Raw genomic sequence first — 15,573 nt, forward strand, 5'->3', positions numbered from 1 at the left:
GCGGCGTGCGGGCCGCGCGGCTGCGGGGCCCCCGGGCGGTGCGGGACCGGGCCGCCCGCCGCGCGGCGGGGGGGCCCGCGGCCGGCCCGCAGCGGGCTTCCGGGGGGTACGGGGTCGGTCAGTTGAACTGGTCCGGGTGCGGGCCGGTGCGCAGGCCGCGGTCGGTGGCGGCGATGGCGGCCATGTCCTCGTCGGTCAGCCGGAAGTCGAAGACGTCCAGGTTCTGGCGGATCCGCGCCGGGGTGACGGACTTCGGGATGACGATGTTGCCGAGCTGGAGGTGCCAGCGCAGCACCACCTGGGCGGCGGACTTGCCGGTGCGGGCGGCGATCGCGGTGATCGCCGGGTCGTCCAGGACGGCGCCCTGGGCGAGCGGGCTCCAGGCCTCGGTGGCGATGCCGTGCGCGGCGTGGAAGGCGCGCAGCTCGGACTGCTGGAGGCCGGGGTGCAGCTCGACCTGGTTCACGGCCGGGACCAGCTCGCTGTCGTCCAGCAGGCGCTGGAGGTGGGCGGGCTGGAAGTTGGAGACGCCGGCGGCACGGATGCGGCCCTCGGCGGCGAGGCGTTCGACGGCCCGCCAGGAGTCCGCGTAGAGGTCGCGGGCCGGGGTGGGCCAGTGGATCAGGTAGAGGTCGATCTGCTCCAGGCCGAGCTTGGCGAGGCTGGCGTCGAAGGCGCGCAGCGTGGCGTCGTAGCCCTGGTCGGCGTTCCACAGCTTGGTGGTGACGAACAGTTCCTCGCGCGGCAGACCGGAGGCGGCCAGGGCGCGGCCGACGCCGCTCTCGTTGCCGTAGATCGCGGCGGTGTCGATGCTGCGGTAGCCGGCCTCCAGGGCGGCGGTGACGGCGGCGGTGGTCTGGTCGTCGGGGACCTGGAAGACGCCGAAGCCGAGCTGGGGGATCTCGACGCCGTTGTTGAGCTTCACGGTGGGGATGACGGGGTTGTTCATGGTGCGCACTTTCAGAGAGGGCGGTCGGTGAGGGTGTAGCGGACGGTCTGGGCGCCGATGAGTCCGTCGCGGAAGACGAAGGTGTCGGTGCCGTCGGTGACCTGGTGCGTGGCGGTGGCGGCGGTCCACTGGAGGAACAGCACCCCGTCCGCGAACTGCGGGTCCAGCTGCCAGTCGGCGTCCGGGAGGTCGGCCAGGAGGCGGCCGATGACCCGCCGGACCCCGTCGTGGCTGCGGAACGCGCCCCGGGGGGTGATGAGGACGGCGTCCTCGGTGTAGTTCCCGGCGATGTGGTCGAGGTCCCCCGTGCCCAGGCGCTGCCCGTGGTCGGCGAAGACCTCCTGCGGGGTCCGGGTCACCGGGCGAGGGCCGTCAGCGCGGCGGTGGCGAAGGAGTGGTCCTGCTCGGGGGCGCCGCCGCCGAGGCCGATGGCGCCGACGAGCTTGCCGTCGCGGTGGATCGGGACGCCGCCGGCGATGAAGAGGAGCGGCCGGTCGAGCGCGGTGGTCAGGGTGTGGAACGGGCCGTCCGGCTTGACGAGGTCGACCAGGTCGGCGGTGGGGGCGTCCAGCTGGAGGGCGGTGTACGCCTTGCGGGTGCTGGTCTCCCCGGAGATCAGCACGGCGCTGTCGTCGCGGAGGAAGGCGAGCAGGTGGCCACCCGCGTCCAGGACGGTGACGCTGACCGCGACCCCGGCCGCCTGGGCGGCGCGGCGGGCGGCGGCGACGAGGGTCTCGGCGTCGGCGGTGGTCAGCGGGGTGAGGGTGGTGCTCATGGTGGTGCTTCTCCTGAAAGGAACGGGACCGGAAGGAACGGGACCGAAGGGAACTGGACCGGAAGGAACGGGACCGGGTCAGTGGTGGACGGGGACGGGAGCGGCGGTGACGGCGCCCTCCCGGACGGGGGCACGGCGCTCCAGGACGGCGGACCAGACGGCCAGCAGGAGGGCGGCCCCGGCGAGCAGCGCGCCGACCCAGTTCGGGGCGCTGTAGCCGAGTCCGGCGGCGATGACCTGCCCGCCGAGCCACGCGGCGAGGGCGTTGCCGAGGTTGAAGGCGCCGATGTTGACGGCGGAGGCCAGGGTGGGCGCGCCGTGCGCCTGGTCGAGGACCCGCTTCTGCAGCGGCGGGACGGTGGCGAAGCCGAGCCCCCCGACGAGCAGCACGGAGACCGCGGCGAGGATCTTGTTGTGGGCGGTGAGGGTGAACAGGGCCAGGACGACGGCGAGCCCGCCGAGCGAGGCGTAGAGCATCGGCATCAGCTTGCGGTCGGCGAACTTGCCGCCGAGCAGGTTGCCGAGGAACATGCCGACGCCGAACAGGACCAGCAGCCAGGTGACGGCGCCGTCGGAGTAGCCGGCGACCTGGGTCATCATCGGGGCGATGTAGGTGATCGCCGCGAAGACACCGCCGAAGCCGAGGACGGTCATCGCCATGGCGAGCAGGACCTGGGGGTTGCGGAACGCCGTGAGCTCGCGGCGCAGGTGGGCCCCCTCGGGGCGGGGCAGGGCGGGGACGAGCTTGGCGATGCCGAGCAGTCCGACCACGCCGAGCGCGGCGACGACGGCGAAGGTGAAGCGCCAGCCGACGGCCTGGCCGATGAAGGTGCCCAGCGGAACGCCGACGATGTTGGCGATGGTCAGGCCGGTGAACATCGTGGCGATGGCGCCGGCCTTCTTGTCGGGGGCCACGAGGTCCGCGGCGACCACCGAGCCGATGCCGAAGAACGCGCCGTGGGCGAGGGAGGCCACGATGCGGCCGACGAGCATCACACCCATGGTCGGTGCGACGGCGGAGAGCAGGTTCCCCGCCACGAACAGACCCATGAGGATCATGAGCATGGTCTTGCGGCCGATCCGGGTGCCGAGCACCGTCATCAGCGGGGCGCCGATGACGACGCCGATCGCGTAACCGGTGACCAGGAGGCCGGCGGAGGGGATGGACACGCCGTAGTCGCCGGCGATCTCGGGCAGCAGGCCCATGACCACGAACTCGGTCGTACCGATCCCGAAGGCCCCGATGGCCAGGGCCAGGAGCGCGAGAGGCATGGTGTACTGCCTTCCATACGGTTGCTGTTGCGCCTTACGTGCTCCGACAATAGTTGCAAGCGCGGGCAAAGTGCAAATGCGGGCATCCGTCCATCGCCGATGGCGGGCGCCTGCTGTAGATAGTACTTGCATGAGCGGGATACCCGTGTTGGCAGATAGTCTCTGCCAGGGCTTATCCTGGAGAACGAACAACCTGGAAAGGAGAGCCGCGCCCATGACCGCCACGGACCCCGCGCTGACCGCCCTCGCCAACGGCTGGGCTTCCCTCTACCTTCTGGCCGGCCGGATCGAGGCGCACATCGAGCGCGCCCTGCAGACCGGGCACGACCTGAGCGTGCGCGAGTACTCGTTGCTCGACGTGCTCAGCCGCCAGCACGACGGCGAGGGCGGGCACCTGCAGATGAAGCAGGTCGCCGACGCGGTGGTGCTCAGCCAGAGCGCCACCACCCGCCTCGTCACCCGGCTGGAGGACCGCGGCCTGCTCTCGCGCTACCTCTGCGCGACCGACCGCCGCGGCATCTACACCGATGTGACCGGGCCCGGCCTGGAGCTGCTGGAAGCGGCCAGGCCGACCAACGAGGCCGCCCTCCGGGAGGCGCTGGACGAGGCCGCCAGGAACCCCGAGCTGGCCCCGCTGGTCGCCACCGTCGAGGAGATGAACACGGCGCGACGGCTCCCCGAGCCCGCCGCCGCGCACTGAGCACGACGAAGCCCCGGGACCTCGCGAGAGCGGTCCCGGGGCTTCGTCGTGCCGACGGTCAGGCGGCCAGGCGGTCGAGCGGTCGAGCGGTCGAGCGGTCGAGCGGTCGAGCGGTCAGGCGAGGGTGGCGCCGCGGGTGCGGGCGAGGTCCTCCAGGCCGTAGCGGGTGACGTGCTCGGGATTGCCGAGATCGACGGCGCGGATGCCCTCGGCGGTCAGGCGGGCGTTGATCTCGTCCAGGTGCTGCTGGACGAGCAGCTTCTCGGCGTCGGTGGTGCGGCCCTTGTGGGGGCGGCCGGCGTGCTCCAGGCTCGCGTAGTTGACCCGCTCGCGGGCGGAGGCGGCGGCACCGGCCGGGGCGCTCTGGACCGGGACGGGGCGGGCGGCCCGCTCGGCGCCGCGCAGCACCTCGGCCATCGGCGCGGCGGTGGCCAGCCGGTCGAACGCCTCGGCGGTCATCACGACGGTCTCCGGCTCGTCGCCGTCCGGGTAGTGCAGCTCGACCGTCACCAGGTCGAGCGCCAGGCCCGCGACCCCGGCCAGTTCACCGGGGAGCGCCTCGATCTCGACCGGGCCGTCCACCAGGTCGGGGTGTTCGCGGACGACGATCCGCACCAGGTCGTCGCCGTTCTCCGCGTGCTTGCCGGTCAGGTCCGAGAACCGGATGATCTTCTGGCCCACTTGTCTTCCTCTCCCTGCCCCTGTGATCAGCGCAGAGCCTAGCCGGGGCGCAGCCGGCGGACGTCCGGAGCGGACGTGCGGCGGGCGCGCGGGGAGGCGCGCGGGCAGGGCGCGCGGAATTGGCCCGCCGAACGGCGGATGCGGCACAGTGGCCCCATGAGCGCGGACACGAGGAGTCACCCGGTCTCCGGGCGGACCGGCCCCGGGCGGCGACGGCCGGTGCAGCAGCGCAGCCAGGAGCGCTACCGGCGGATCCTGGACGCCTGCGCCGCACTGCTCGACGAGGCCGGGGCGGCGGCGCTCACCACCAAGGAGGTGGCCCAGCGCGCGCGGGTGCCGATCGGCACCCTCTACCAGTTCTTCGCCGGCAAGGAGGACCTCCTCGCCGCGCTCGCCGGGCGCAACCTCGACCAGTACCTGCACCGGCTCGACGACCGGCTGCGGTCCGGAGCACCCGTCGGACCGGCCGGGTTCACCGATCTCGCGGTGGAGGAGTTCGTCGCGATGAAGCGCACGGTTCCCGGCTTCGGGCAGGTGGACTTCGGGCTCGCCGGACCGGCCGTCCCGGGGGGTGTCCGCGCCGACCGCCATCTGCTGGACCCCGAGGTCGACAACAACACCGCCGTCGCGCTGCGGCTCCAGGCCCTCGGCGGCGAACTCTTCGCGGCCGCCGACCCGGCGGCCCTCACGCTCGGCCTGCGGGTGGCCCTGGAGGCGGCGGACGCGGTGCTCAAGCTCGCCTTCCGCTGTGACCCGGACGGCGACCCGGCGATGATCTCGGAATGCAAGCGGCTGGTCCGCTGCTACCTCGTCGACCAGCTCGGCGGGCAACACGGCGGGCAGGTCGGCGGGCCGCTCGGTCGTCCCTGAACGGTCGTCCCTGAACGGGCGCCCCGGGCCGGGGCCGGCGAGCCGTCGCGGGCCGTCGCGGGCCGTGGCGAGCCGTTGCGGGCCGGGCGCGCGGGCAGCACAGTGGAGACAGCAGCACGGTGGGACGGAGGAGGGCGGCAACGGCCGCGCCCCCGTCCCCGCTGTCCGCACACACCCCGAGGAGCAAGACCATGCACGCAGCCGTAGGTGACCAGCTCCACATCCACAGCCGGGCGGTGGGCATGGTCGACCAGAAGGGCGAGATCGTCGAGGTGCGCGGCCAGGACGGCCAACCGCCGTACGTGGTCCGCTTCGAGGACGGCCACACGGGTCTCGTCTACCCGGGCCCGGACTGCAACATCGAACCCCGCGAGGCGATCCGCTGACGCCACCGGCCACCGCCCCGTGCCGGTCCGGCCCGGGGCGGTAGTCGTGCTGTTGCCCGGTCCGCCCCTCGGCGAGGGTCCGCTCCCCGGTGGCGGTCTGCCCCTCGGCGACGGCGCCCCGGCCCTGCCGGGTCCGCTGGCGGCGCTCGCACCGGTGCTGGAGCAGTACGGCTACCCGGCGGTGGCGCTGTTCGTCCTGCTCGACAACTGCGGGATCCCCGCGCCCGGGCAGACCATCCTGGTGCTGGCCGCCGTCTTCGCGGGCACCGGGCACCTGGACTTCGCCGCCGTGGTGGCGATCGCCTTCGGGGCAGCCGTGCTCGGCAACACCCTGGGCCACCTGATCGGCGCCACCGGCGGCCGCGCCTTCGTGCACCGCTGGGGCCGGTACGTGCTGCTCACACCGGAGCGGACGGCCCGCGCGGAGGTGTTCTTCGCCCGGCACGGCGGCAAGGTGGTGACCGTCGCCCGGTTCTTCGACGGGCTGCGGCAGACCAACGGCATCATCGCCGGGACGACCGGCATGCCCTGGCCGCGGTTCCAGGCGTTCAACGTGCTCGGCGCCGCGCTCTGGGTGGGGGTGTGGTCCACCGTCGGGTACCTGGCCGGCGCGCACGTGGGCACGGTCTGGCGGACGGCCGTGCGCTACCAGCTGTGGCTGTTGATCGGGCTGGGCGCCCTGGCCGTGCTGTTCGCCGTCCGTCTCCTGCTCGCCCGCCACCTGCTGCGCGGCCGCCGGGGGCGGGAGGCGGACGCGGAAGGAGACGGAGAAGGGAACGGGGACGGGAAAGGGGACGGAGAAGGGGCGGGCGGGAGGGAGGACGAGGCGGACGGGCGCGGTTGCGACGGCCGTCCCGGCCGGTGAGCCTGGAAACGATCACCTGGGAGGCGAGGATGGCCGATGTCGGGAGGCGCACGGGCCCCGGGAGCGGGGACACGCACCGGGCGCCCGCCAACCGGACCGTCGTCCTCGCCGTCCTCGGGGCCACCGCCGTGGCCCTGGGCGCGCAGGCGGCGGGCGGCACCAGTGCCCGGCTCGTCCTGCTGCTGGTGTTCGTCCCCGCGCTGCTGGCCGGTCTGGGCACGCTCGCCCAGACCGTCGGCGCCGCGATCTGGGTCACCGCCGTCATCCTCGTCAGCTCGGTGTTCTTCCCCCCGGAGTCGATCAACGGCCGGGCGCTGACGCTGGCCACCGTCGTCGGCGCCTCCGCCGTCGCGGTGCTGCTCTGCGCGCGCCGGATCCGGCGCGAGCGCGAGCTGTACCGGATGCGGCAGAGCGCCGTCGCCCTCCAGCGCCAACTCCTGCGCCCGCTGCCGGCGCTGACCTCCGACGTCCTGCTCCACGGCCGCTACCGGCCGATCGAGGAGGACGCCATGGTCGGCGGCGACCTCTACGACATCGCGGACACCCCCTACGGCACCCGGGTCGTCATCGGCGACGTCCAGGGCAAGGGACTGCCCGCGATCGGCACCGGCTTCGCCGTGCTCGGCGCGTTCCGCGAGGCCGCCTTCCGCGAGCCCGCGCTCACCGACGTCGCCCTCGCCCTGGAGGACGCGGTCACCCGGCACAACACGTACGCGGCGCAGAGCGGCGAGGCCGAGCGCTTCGTCACCGCGACGGTGTACTGCCTGGACCGCCGCACCGGCGTGCAGGCCGTCAACTGCGGCCACCTCGCCCCATACCTGCTCGTCGGCGGGCGCGTGGAGGCCGTCCCGCTGGCGGCCGGCGTGCCGCTCGGGCTCGCCGATCTCGCCGGGGAGGTGCGGACCGTCCAGTGGTTCGACCTCCCCCGCGACGGGACGCTGCTGCTGCTCACCGACGGGGTCACCGAGGCCGCGGACCGCGACGGCGTCTTCTACCCGGTCGAGCGGCGGCTCCTCGCCCTGGGCGACCGCACCCCGGACCAGCTCCCCGAGGCCCTCGACGAGGACGTCCACCGCCACAGCCGTGGCCGGCGTCGGGACGACCTCACGATCCTCGTGCTGCGCCGCAACCCCGGCACCACCGAACCGGTGGACTAGCCGGCTAGCTCAGCGGGAAGACCTCGAAGGCGACGGCGAAGCGCGTCCCCAGCCGGGTGCCCGCGCCGCGGCCGGCGCCCTCCAGGAAGCCGCGGGCGTCCGCCATCGCGCCGCCGAGACCGGCGAGGTACGCCTTGTGGGCCTCCAGCGAGGCGACGCCCCGGTCGAAGTGGTCGGTGGTGTCCACCGCGTGCGCCGAATCCGGCGAGGACGCCGCCCAGATCTGCCGCACCCCGTTCCACGGTTCGAGGCCCTTGTCGACCAGCTCGCGGAAGACCCAGCGGTTGCCCGCGTCCCGCACCGCGTCCAGGGTGGCCCGGCCGACGGCGATGTGGTCGGCCTGGTTGAGGAAGACCCCGCCCCAGGTGTCGCGGAAGTTGCTGGTGATGACGATGTCCGGGCGGTGCCGGCGCACCACCCGGGCGATGTCGCGGCGCAGCGGCAGGCCGTACTCGACGACGCCGTCCGGGTGACCGAGGAACTCGACGGTGTCGACGCCGACGACGGCGGCGGAGGCGATCTGCTCGGCCTCGCGCAGCGGGCCGCACCGCTCGGGGTCCATGCCGTCGATGCCGGCCTCGCCGCTGGTGACCATCACGTAGACGACCTTCTTGCCCTGGTCCGTCCAGCGGGCGACGGCGGCGGCCCCGCCGTACTCCATGTCGTCGGGGTGGGCGACGACGACCAGGGCGGTCTGCCAGTCCTCGTCGACGGGCTCGAAGGGCGCGGGTGCCTGCTGCTCGGTCATGGTGGTGCTTGCCTCTCCGTGATGCCGGCGGGTGCCGTCGTTCGGCCGTTCGGTCGTTCGGTGGTCCGGCCGTTCGGTGGTTCGGTCGTGCCGCACGCGACTCTAGAAGATCACCGAACCGCCCGCCGGGTGATCACGTCGAGCGAGGCGACGGGGTGGCGGGGCGGCGGACTTGCCCCTGACGCGTGGGGCAGGGATTAGCGTCCTCGCACCCTCACGTCCTCTCACCTTGGAGTCCGCTCATGCCATCCTTCCCCAGCACCGTCCGCGAGGTCCGGTTCGTCGCCGCGCCCGACGGCCTGCCCACCCCCGACAGCTTCGCCCTGGCCGAGGCCCCGCTGCCCGCCCCGGCCGCGGACCAGGTCCTCGTCCGCAACCGGGCCTTCGTGGTGTTCCCCGCCCTGCGCACCCTGGTCGGCGGCGCGTTGAGCGACGCGCCCCTCACGATCCGGCCGGGCGACGCACTGCTCGGACCCGCGCTCGGCGAGGTGCTGGCCGCGCCCGCCGACGGGCCGCTGCGCCCCGGCGACCTGGTCACCCATCTGCTCGGCTGGCGCGACCACGCGGTCGCCGAGGCGGGCGCGTTCACCCGGGTGGACGACGGGTTCCCCGACCCGCTCACCCTGCTCGCCCCCGGCCTCGTGGGCTACGGCGCGCTGACCCGCGCGACGGCGGTGCGGCCGGGCGACGTCGTCCTGGTCACCGGCGCGGCGGGGGCGGTCGGCGCGGTGTCCGGGCAGGTGGCCCGGCTGCTCGGGGCGGCCCGGGTGATCGGCACCACCGGCTCGGCCGCCAAGGCGAAGCGGCTGACCGAGGAGTTCGGCTTCGACGCCGTGCTGGTGCGCGGGGCGGGCCCGATCGCCGACCAGCTCGCCTCCGCCGCCCCGGACGGCATCGACGTGCTGCTGGACATGGTCGGCGGCGAGCAGCTCACGGCGGCCGTCGACGCCGCCCGCCCGGACGCGCGGTTCGCGCTGATCGGGGCACTCGCCGGGCAGCTGGACCCGGCCCGCAGCGGCGCCGACGCTCCGACCGTGGTGGACAGCTTCCGGCTGCTCGTCCGCAACGTCACCGTGCACGGCGTGAGCGGGCAGCGGTACGCGGAGCTCGAACCGGAGTGGCGCGAGCGGCTCGCCGGGTGGCTGCGCACCGGCGAACTGACCGTCCCCCTGACCGTCCTCCCGGGCATCGAGCAGGCCCCCGGGGCGTTGTCCCGGCTGATCGACGGGGACGTCTTCGGCACCATGGTCGTCGAACTGTAGACCGCCCGGACGGTCCGGCGACCGGACGCAGGACGCCTGACGCCGGGCGCCGGACGCCGGACGACCGGAGCACCGGTGGGCGGGGCGGCAGGACGCTCGGGGAGGGGCGGATGACAGGACGGATGAGGATCGGCGACGCGGCGGCCGCCGCCGGCACCACACCGCGGGCGCTGCGCTTCTACGAACAGCGGGGCCTGCTGCCGCCGCCCACCCGCACGGTGTCCGGCCAGCGCGAGTACGGCCCCGAGACGGTGAGCCGGGTGCGGGTGATCCGGGCGTTGCTGGCGCTCGGGCTGACCGTCGACGACCTCGTCAGCCGGGTGCACCGGCTGGACATGCTCGCCGAGGACCCGCCGCGCAGCTGCGCGTCCACCGGTGAGTTCGGGCCGGACACCTTCGCCCCGGTGATCGAGCAGCGCCTCGCCGCCCTGGACGCGGAGATCGCCCGGCTGACCCGGCTGCGCGAGAGCCTGGCCCGCCACACCGGGGCCGCCACGCCGTAGGCCGTCGAACGCCGTACTCCATAACCATCGGGCAACGTGCAGAGAGTTCTCTGCAGAGACCTCTATGCAGAGAACTCTCTGCACCCTACGATTCGAGCATGCCCACCGAAGAACCGTCGCCCGAAGAACCCACCACCGAACCGCCCGAGCGGCCCGCGCGCCGGCTCGACGCGCGCAGCCTGCGCGGGCTCGCCCACCCGCTGCGGATGAAGATCTTCGAGCTGCTGAACCTCGACGGCCCGGCGACTGCCACCCGGCTGGCCGAACGGCTCGGCGAGAACACCGGCACCGTCAGCTGGCACCTGCGCCACCTCGCCGAACACGGGTTCATCGAGGAGGAGACCGGCCGTGGCACCAAGCGCGAACGCTGGTGGCGGCGCGTCCCCGTCACCAACCGGCTGGAGACCACCGACTTCCAGGACGACCCGGACACCCGCGGCGCGGTCTCGCTCTATCTGCACGAGCTCCTCGGGCAGTACTTCAACCGGATCAACACCTACATCGCCGAGGACTGGCCGGACGAGTGGCGCAACGCCGGCACCATCTCGGACTGGAGCCGGATGTGGATGACGCCGGACCAGCTCGCGTCGCTCAACGACGAGTTGTTCGCCGTCATCCGGCGCCACCTGCCGGACGAGAACACCGAGCCGGACCCGACCGCGCTGCCGGTCGTCGTCCAGCTCCAGTCCTTCCCGCGGCGCCGCTACCCCGCCCGCCCGGCCGACGCCGGGAGCGCCGACACCGGGCGCACCGACGACGGGCGCACCGATGCCGGCAACACCGACACCGGGCGCACCGACGACCCGCAGGGGAGCGCCGAATGAGCCCCGACGCCACCGCCCCCCGCAGCCTGCTGCGCCGTCACCGCGACTTCCGGCTGCTCTGGTGCGGCGAGACGGCCGGCAAGTTCGGCTCCTCCGTCACCGGCGTCGCCATGCCGCTGATCGCCGTCTCCGAACTGCACGCCTCCACCTTCGAGATCGGCCTGCTGAGCGCCGCCTCCTGGGCACCCTGGCTGGTCATGGGCCTGCCGGTCGGCGTCTGGGTGGACCGCTTACGACGCCGTCCGGTCATGCTGACGGCAGCCGGCGTCTCGCTCGCGCTGTTCGCCGCCGTCCCGGTGGCCGGGTGGGCGGGCCGGCTCAGCGTCGGACTGCTGCTGGCCGTCGCCCTGCTCACCGGCACCGCGGCCGTCTTCTTCCAGACCGCCTACACCGCCTACCTGCCCGACCTGCTCTCCCCCGCCGACCAGCCCGAGGGCAACGCCAAACTGCACGGCAGCGCCTCCGCCGCCCAGATCGTCGGCCTCGGCTCCGGCGGCCTGATCGCCCAACTCGCGGGCGCCGCCAACGGCATGTTCGCCAACGCCGCGACCTTCCTGGTCTCGCTGCTCTGCCTGGGCCGCATCCGGCACCGCGAGACGCCGCCCCGGCCGGCCGCCGACCGGTCGCTGCGCCGCGAGGTCGGCGAGGGCCTGCGGCTGCTCGCCGGGGATCCGTGGATGCGCAGCTTCGCCCTGTTCGGCGCGGCGTCCAACCTGGCGCTGATGGGCTACCAGTCGATCCAGGTCGCCTTCCTGGTCCGCGAGGTCGGACTCGCGCCGGGCACCGTCGGCGCGCTGATCGCCACGGTCGGCAGCGGCGGCGTCCTCGGAGCCTTCGTGGCCCGCCGGGTCGCCGCGCGGATCGGCACGGCCCGCGCGATGATCCTCTTCGAGCTGGGCGTGCCCTCGCTCGCCCTGCTGATCCCGCTCACCGGTCCCGGCGCGGGCGTGCTCTGCTTCGCCGCGGGCGGGTTCGCGATCTCGGTCGGCGTGGTGGCCGGAAACATCATCAAGGCGGGTTTCCAGCAGCGCTACTGCCCGCCCGAGCTGCTCGGCCGCATCAGCGCGAGCGGAGCCGTCCTCGGCTTCGGCACCATCCCGCTCGGTGCCCTGCTGGCCGGCGTCCTGGGCACCGCGATCGGTCTGCGTCCCGCCCTGTGGATCGCCACCGCCGGCGTGCCACTGGCTGCGCTCGTCCTGCTCCTCTCCCCCGTCGGCCGCACTCGCGACCTGCCCACCACCCCGCGCTCCGCCGACACCCCGGTCCCGGTCCCGGCCCCGGCCCCGGCCCCCGAGTCCGCCACCACCGCCTGACCGGCCGCCGGCCGAGGGGAGCGCCACCGCAGGCGTCACCAGGGCAGCACCCCCCGCTCGTCGGCGAGCCTTCGCCACCGCCCACGGCCCGGTGATCACCGAGGTGATCCCGGGCCCACCGGCACGCCCGAGCGAAGTCGGTGGCCGACGGAGGCACGGTCCGGCGGGGAGGCACCGGCGCCGCGCCCGCTCTGCGCCCCGCCCTGTGGATCACCACCGCCGGGGTGCCGCTGGCGGCGCTCGCCCTGCCCCCCGTCGGCCAGAGGCGCGGAGGCCCCGGAAGCCACCCCGCCGACAGCCCTCCGCCCGACGGCTGCCGGGCGAGGGCCCCGCCCCGCAGCCCGCAGTCCCTTCCCACGTCGGCGCGCAACGGGGAACATCCCGACTTCCGGAGTGCCGGCCCTGCCCCTCCCACCTGCCCGGCCGTCAGGCGATCGGCGGATCCGGGCGGGCGAGCCGGCGTCGTAGGTTGACGGCATCGCACAGGACAGGCCGGGCGGCCGGCCCCCTCCGCCCGGAAGAACCGACCGCCGAAACGCGGCCGCAGCTGGAAGTCGTGCCACGGCGGCACCGGCCCGGGCCGCCAGCCGCCCACCCGCGCGCGCCGCCGACTGCCGGACCGGCGCCATGACACGGGACGCGCCGGGCGACCGACCCTCCCCTCCGGAAGGGCCGACCACCGGAACGCGGCCACACCCGGAAGCAGCGCCACGGCCACCCCGGCCCAGGCCGCCAGCAGCCCACCCGCGCACGCCGCCGACCGTCAGGCCGTCGCCATGACACAGGACACGCCAGGCAACCAGACCCACCCCTCCAGACGAGCCGACCACCGGAACACGACCACAGCCGAACGCAGTGCCACGGCAGCCCCGGCCCAGGGCGCCAGCAGCGCACCCGCGCGAGCCACCGACCATCAGGCCGGCGCCATGACACGGGGACCCTCCCGTCCGGAAGGGCCCACCACCGGAACACGGTCACAGCCGGAAGTCGTGCCACGGCCGCCCCGAGCCGCAGCAGCGCACCCGCGCGCGCCACCGACCGTCGGACCGGCGCCATGACACAGGACACGCCAGGCAACCAGACCCACCCCTCCGAAAAAGCCGACCGCCGAAACGCGGCCACACCCGGAAGCAGCGCCACAGCGGCCCCGGCCCAGGCCGCCAGCCGCCCACCCGCGCGCGCCGCGACCGGGTGGGGGCGGGCGGGCGCCGTAGGTTGACGCCATGGCACAGGACACGCCGGGCGGCCGGCTCGCCCCTCCGAAGTGGCTGACCGCCGGAATGCGGCCGCAGCCGGCGGCGGTGCCGTGGGCGGCCGTGGCCCGGGCCGCGGCGGGGCTGGCGGCGCCGCTGGCCGTCGGGCTGGCAGCGGGGCGGCCGGCATACGGGGCGCTGGCGTCGATGGGCGCGCTGTCCGCCGTCATCGGTGACACCGCCGACGCCTACCGGATGCGGGTCTTCAACATCGCCGTGCCCCAGCTGTTCGGTGCCGTCGGCGTCGCGCTCGGCACCCTGGTGTTCGGGCGCGACTGGACGGCCGTCGCCGTCCTGACGATGGTCGCGCTGGTCTCCGGGATGATCTCCTCGATCGGCTCGGTCGCCTCCGTCTCCGGCCTGCTGCTCCTGCTCAACGCCGTCGTCGGGGCCGGTCTGCCGATGCCGCACCCGTGGTGGAAGGCGCCGCTGCTGCTGCTCGCCGGCGGGGCCGTGGTGCTGCTGCTCACCCTGTTCGCCTGGCCGCTGCGCAGCGGCGTGCCGGAGCGGGCGGCGGTGGCGGGCAGCTACCGGGCGGTCGCCGCGTTCGTCCGCGCCGCCGGCACCCCGGAGCACGACGAACGGCGGCTGGCCGTCACCCAGTCGCTCAACTCCTCCTACGACCTGCTGCTCGCCCACCGCACCCGCCGGCACGGCCGCTCCCCCGGGCTGGCCCGGCTGATCGCCCGGCTCAACGCGCTGATGCCGGTCGTCGAGGCGGCCTCCGCCGCCAAACTGCGTCCGGCCGCCCGGCTCGGCCCGCTGCCGGAGGCCTACCCGGCCGCCGTGCTGGCGCTGGCCGACGCCGTCGAGCGCGGCCGCGCCGCCCCGGCACCGGGCGAGGACCCCGCCGCCTTCCTCGACCTGCCCGCGCCCACCGGACCGTCCGAACGCGCGCTGGACCAGGCCCTGCGGTACGCGGCCGCGGTCGGCGCCGAGCCCGGGCGCGCGGACGTCCCCGACCGGCTCGGCAGCCCCGCCGCCCCCGGCGAGCGGGCCCGGCGCGCGGCCCGGGCAGCGCTGCTCTCCGGCGCGTCCTGGCGCTACGGCCTGCGGCTGGCGCTCTGCATCGGCCTCGCCCAGGTGCTGGTCTCGGTGCTGCCGGTGCCCCGCTCCTACTGGGTCGCACTGACCGTCACCTTCGTCCTGAAGCCGGACTTCGGCTCGGTGTTCTCGCGCGCCGTGCTGCGCGCCTTCGGCACCGCCCTCGGGCTGGTGATCGCCATCCCGGTACTCGCCGAGGTCCCGCGCGGCTGGTGGGACGTACCGACCGTCGCGGTGCTGGCAACCTTGATCCCGGCGTTCTCGGCCAAGGGGTACGCGTTCCAGACCGCCGCCATCACCCCGGTCATCCTGCTGCTCTCCGACCTGCTCAACCACCAGGGCTTCGGGCTGGTGCTGCCCCGGCTGTACGACTCGCTGATCGGCTGCGGGATCGCGCTGCTGGCCGGCTACCTGTGCTGGCCGGAGTCCTGGCATACCCGGATCGGCGACCGGCTGGCCGACGCCGTGGCGGACGCCTCCGCGTACGTGGCGCTGGCCTTCGCCGCCGCCCCCGGGCGCGATCAGCCGTCCCGGCCGCGCCGACGGCGCCGGCTCTACCGGGACCTCTCGGCGGTCCGCTCCGAGTTCCAGCGCGCACTGACCGAGCCGCCGCCGGTCGGCACCCGGGCGGCGGCGTGGTGGCCGCTGGTGATCGCGGTGGAACGGGTGGTGGAGGCGACCACCGCGACCCGGGTCCGGGTCGAGCACGGGGTGCCGGCACCGCCGCCGCAGGAGGTCGCCGCCATCGCCGCCGACCTCGCCGCCCTGGCCGAGGCGCTGCGCACGGGCACGCCGCTGCCGGCCCCCGAGGAGGGGCCCGCCGCCGCCCACGGCGCCGCGGACGACGTCCTCGGGCCGCTGCGGCGCGAGGTCCGCGCGGCCTGCGCCATCGCGTCCCCGGTCCTGGGCTGACCCGCGCGACAGGCCGGCCGGGGCCGGGCGCGCCCGGGGACGTGCGGTCGGTGACGGGC

General features: G+C 74.9%; 16 protein-coding genes. 10 read left to right on the top strand and 6 right to left on the bottom strand.

Translation table 11 applies throughout. The annotated features are described in order from the left end of the window. Positions 1-118 precede the first annotated feature (118 nt). The 4 genes from ACFXAM_RS22965 to ACFXAM_RS22980 form a co-directional block, all read right to left on the bottom strand. Positions 119-949 (bottom strand): aldo/keto reductase, encoded by an 831-nt coding sequence (locus ACFXAM_RS22965; RefSeq protein ID WP_380294090.1) that lies wholly within the window; start codon positions 947-949, stop codon positions 119-121. 11 nt (positions 950-960) lie between these two features. Beyond that, positions 961-1,308 (bottom strand): nuclear transport factor 2 family protein, encoded by a 348-nt coding sequence (locus ACFXAM_RS22970; protein WP_380294091.1) that lies wholly within the window; start codon positions 1,306-1,308, stop codon positions 961-963. After that, a complete protein-coding gene (locus ACFXAM_RS22975) occupies positions 1,305-1,724 on the bottom strand; it encodes a heme-binding protein (RefSeq protein WP_380294092.1) in 420 nt (139 codons plus the stop codon). Before ACFXAM_RS22975 ends, ACFXAM_RS22970 begins: the two co-directional genes overlap by 4 nt. A 78-nt stretch (positions 1,725-1,802) precedes the next feature. Continuing rightward, positions 1,803-2,996, bottom strand: a complete 1,194-nt coding sequence (locus tag ACFXAM_RS22980) for an MFS transporter (RefSeq protein ID WP_380294093.1) — start codon at positions 2,994-2,996, stop codon at positions 1,803-1,805. Between the two features lie 214 nt (positions 2,997-3,210). Here ACFXAM_RS22980 and ACFXAM_RS22985 point away from each other — a divergent pair, with 214 nt between their 5' ends. Continuing rightward, complete coding sequence (locus ACFXAM_RS22985) at positions 3,211-3,696, top strand: MarR family winged helix-turn-helix transcriptional regulator (protein ID WP_380294094.1); 486 nt, start codon at positions 3,211-3,213, stop codon at positions 3,694-3,696. 114 nt (positions 3,697-3,810) lie between these two features. Here ACFXAM_RS22985 and ACFXAM_RS22990 read toward each other — a convergent pair whose 3' ends face one another. Further along, positions 3,811-4,377 carry a hypothetical protein gene (locus tag ACFXAM_RS22990; protein ID WP_380294095.1) on the bottom strand — a complete coding sequence of 189 codons (567 nt, stop codon included), beginning with the start codon at positions 4,375-4,377 and terminating at the stop codon, positions 3,811-3,813. Positions 4,378-4,533: 156 nt separating this feature from the next. On the opposite strand from ACFXAM_RS22990, the gene ACFXAM_RS22995 reads away from it, so the two are divergent. The 4 genes from ACFXAM_RS22995 (at position 4,534) to ACFXAM_RS23010 (ending at position 7,655) form a co-directional block, all read left to right on the top strand. Continuing rightward, positions 4,534-5,247, top strand: coding sequence for a TetR/AcrR family transcriptional regulator (locus ACFXAM_RS22995; RefSeq protein WP_380294096.1), 714 nt, complete (start codon positions 4,534-4,536; stop codon positions 5,245-5,247). A 191-nt stretch (positions 5,248-5,438) separates the two neighbouring features. Beyond that, positions 5,439-5,633, top strand: coding sequence for a DUF1918 domain-containing protein (locus ACFXAM_RS23000; protein WP_380294097.1), 195 nt, complete (start codon positions 5,439-5,441; stop codon positions 5,631-5,633). 52 nt (positions 5,634-5,685) lie between these two features. Then, positions 5,686-6,498 carry a DedA family protein gene (locus ACFXAM_RS23005; protein ID WP_380294098.1) on the top strand — a complete coding sequence of 271 codons (813 nt, stop codon included), beginning with the start codon at positions 5,686-5,688 and terminating at the stop codon, positions 6,496-6,498. A 29-nt stretch (positions 6,499-6,527) separates the two neighbouring features. Then, a complete protein-coding gene (locus ACFXAM_RS23010) occupies positions 6,528-7,655 on the top strand; it encodes a PP2C family protein-serine/threonine phosphatase (RefSeq protein WP_380294099.1) in 1,128 nt (375 codons plus the stop codon). Positions 7,656-7,659: 4 nt separating this feature from the next. On the opposite strand, the gene ACFXAM_RS23015 is transcribed toward ACFXAM_RS23010, so the two are convergent. After that, a complete protein-coding gene (locus ACFXAM_RS23015; protein ID WP_380294100.1) occupies positions 7,660-8,403 on the bottom strand; it encodes a PIG-L deacetylase family protein in 744 nt (247 codons plus the stop codon). Between the two features lie 242 nt (positions 8,404-8,645). Between ACFXAM_RS23015 and ACFXAM_RS23020 the strand changes: the two genes are divergently transcribed. The 5 genes from ACFXAM_RS23020 (at position 8,646) to ACFXAM_RS23040 (ending at position 15,514) form a co-directional block, all read left to right on the top strand. Next, positions 8,646-9,665, top strand: coding sequence for an MDR family NADP-dependent oxidoreductase (locus tag ACFXAM_RS23020; RefSeq protein ID WP_380294101.1), 1,020 nt, complete (start codon positions 8,646-8,648; stop codon positions 9,663-9,665). A 122-nt stretch (positions 9,666-9,787) separates the two neighbouring features. Further along, entirely contained in the window at positions 9,788-10,168 is a 381-nt protein-coding gene (locus ACFXAM_RS23025; protein ID WP_380294115.1) for a MerR family transcriptional regulator, read from the top strand. 98 nt (positions 10,169-10,266) lie between these two features. Then, positions 10,267-10,992, top strand: a complete 726-nt coding sequence (locus ACFXAM_RS23030) for an ArsR/SmtB family transcription factor (RefSeq protein ID WP_380294102.1) — start codon at positions 10,267-10,269, stop codon at positions 10,990-10,992. Then, positions 10,989-12,305 carry an MFS transporter gene (locus ACFXAM_RS23035; RefSeq protein ID WP_380294103.1) on the top strand — a complete coding sequence of 439 codons (1,317 nt, stop codon included), beginning with the start codon at positions 10,989-10,991 and terminating at the stop codon, positions 12,303-12,305. Before ACFXAM_RS23030 ends, ACFXAM_RS23035 begins: the two co-directional genes overlap by 4 nt. Before the next feature lie 1,223 nt (positions 12,306-13,528). Next, complete coding sequence (locus ACFXAM_RS23040) at positions 13,529-15,514, top strand: FUSC family protein (protein WP_380294104.1); 1,986 nt, start codon at positions 13,529-13,531, stop codon at positions 15,512-15,514. Positions 15,515-15,573: the final 59 nt, after the last annotated feature.

The organism is Kitasatospora sp. NPDC059462 (assembly GCF_042749955.1).
Taxonomy (GTDB): Bacteria; Actinomycetota; Actinomycetes; order Streptomycetales; family Streptomycetaceae; genus Kitasatospora.

Coding starts and splice junctions, on each gene's coding strand:
- ACFXAM_RS23015 (WP_380294100.1), bottom strand. CDS start 8,403: ATGACCGAGCAGCAGGCACCCGCGCCCTTCGAGCCCGTCGACGAGGAC.
- ACFXAM_RS22980 (WP_380294093.1), bottom strand. CDS start 2,996: ATGCCTCTCGCGCTCCTGGCCCTGGCCATCGGGGCCTTCGGGATCGGT.
- ACFXAM_RS23035 (WP_380294103.1), top strand. CDS start 10,989: ATGAGCCCCGACGCCACCGCCCCCCGCAGCCTGCTGCGCCGTCACCGC.
- ACFXAM_RS23010 (WP_380294099.1), top strand. CDS start 6,528: ATGGCCGATGTCGGGAGGCGCACGGGCCCCGGGAGCGGGGACACGCAC.
- ACFXAM_RS22985 (WP_380294094.1), top strand. CDS start 3,211: ATGACCGCCACGGACCCCGCGCTGACCGCCCTCGCCAACGGCTGGGCT.
- ACFXAM_RS22965 (WP_380294090.1), bottom strand. CDS start 949: ATGAACAACCCCGTCATCCCCACCGTGAAGCTCAACAACGGCGTCGAG.
- ACFXAM_RS23040 (WP_380294104.1), top strand. CDS start 13,529: ATGGCACAGGACACGCCGGGCGGCCGGCTCGCCCCTCCGAAGTGGCTG.
- ACFXAM_RS23000 (WP_380294097.1), top strand. CDS start 5,439: ATGCACGCAGCCGTAGGTGACCAGCTCCACATCCACAGCCGGGCGGTG.
- ACFXAM_RS23030 (WP_380294102.1), top strand. CDS start 10,267: ATGCCCACCGAAGAACCGTCGCCCGAAGAACCCACCACCGAACCGCCC.
- ACFXAM_RS22975 (WP_380294092.1), bottom strand. CDS start 1,724: ATGAGCACCACCCTCACCCCGCTGACCACCGCCGACGCCGAGACCCTC.
- ACFXAM_RS22995 (WP_380294096.1), top strand. CDS start 4,534: ATGAGCGCGGACACGAGGAGTCACCCGGTCTCCGGGCGGACCGGCCCC.
- ACFXAM_RS23020 (WP_380294101.1), top strand. CDS start 8,646: ATGCCATCCTTCCCCAGCACCGTCCGCGAGGTCCGGTTCGTCGCCGCG.
- ACFXAM_RS23025 (WP_380294115.1), top strand. CDS start 9,788: ATGAGGATCGGCGACGCGGCGGCCGCCGCCGGCACCACACCGCGGGCG.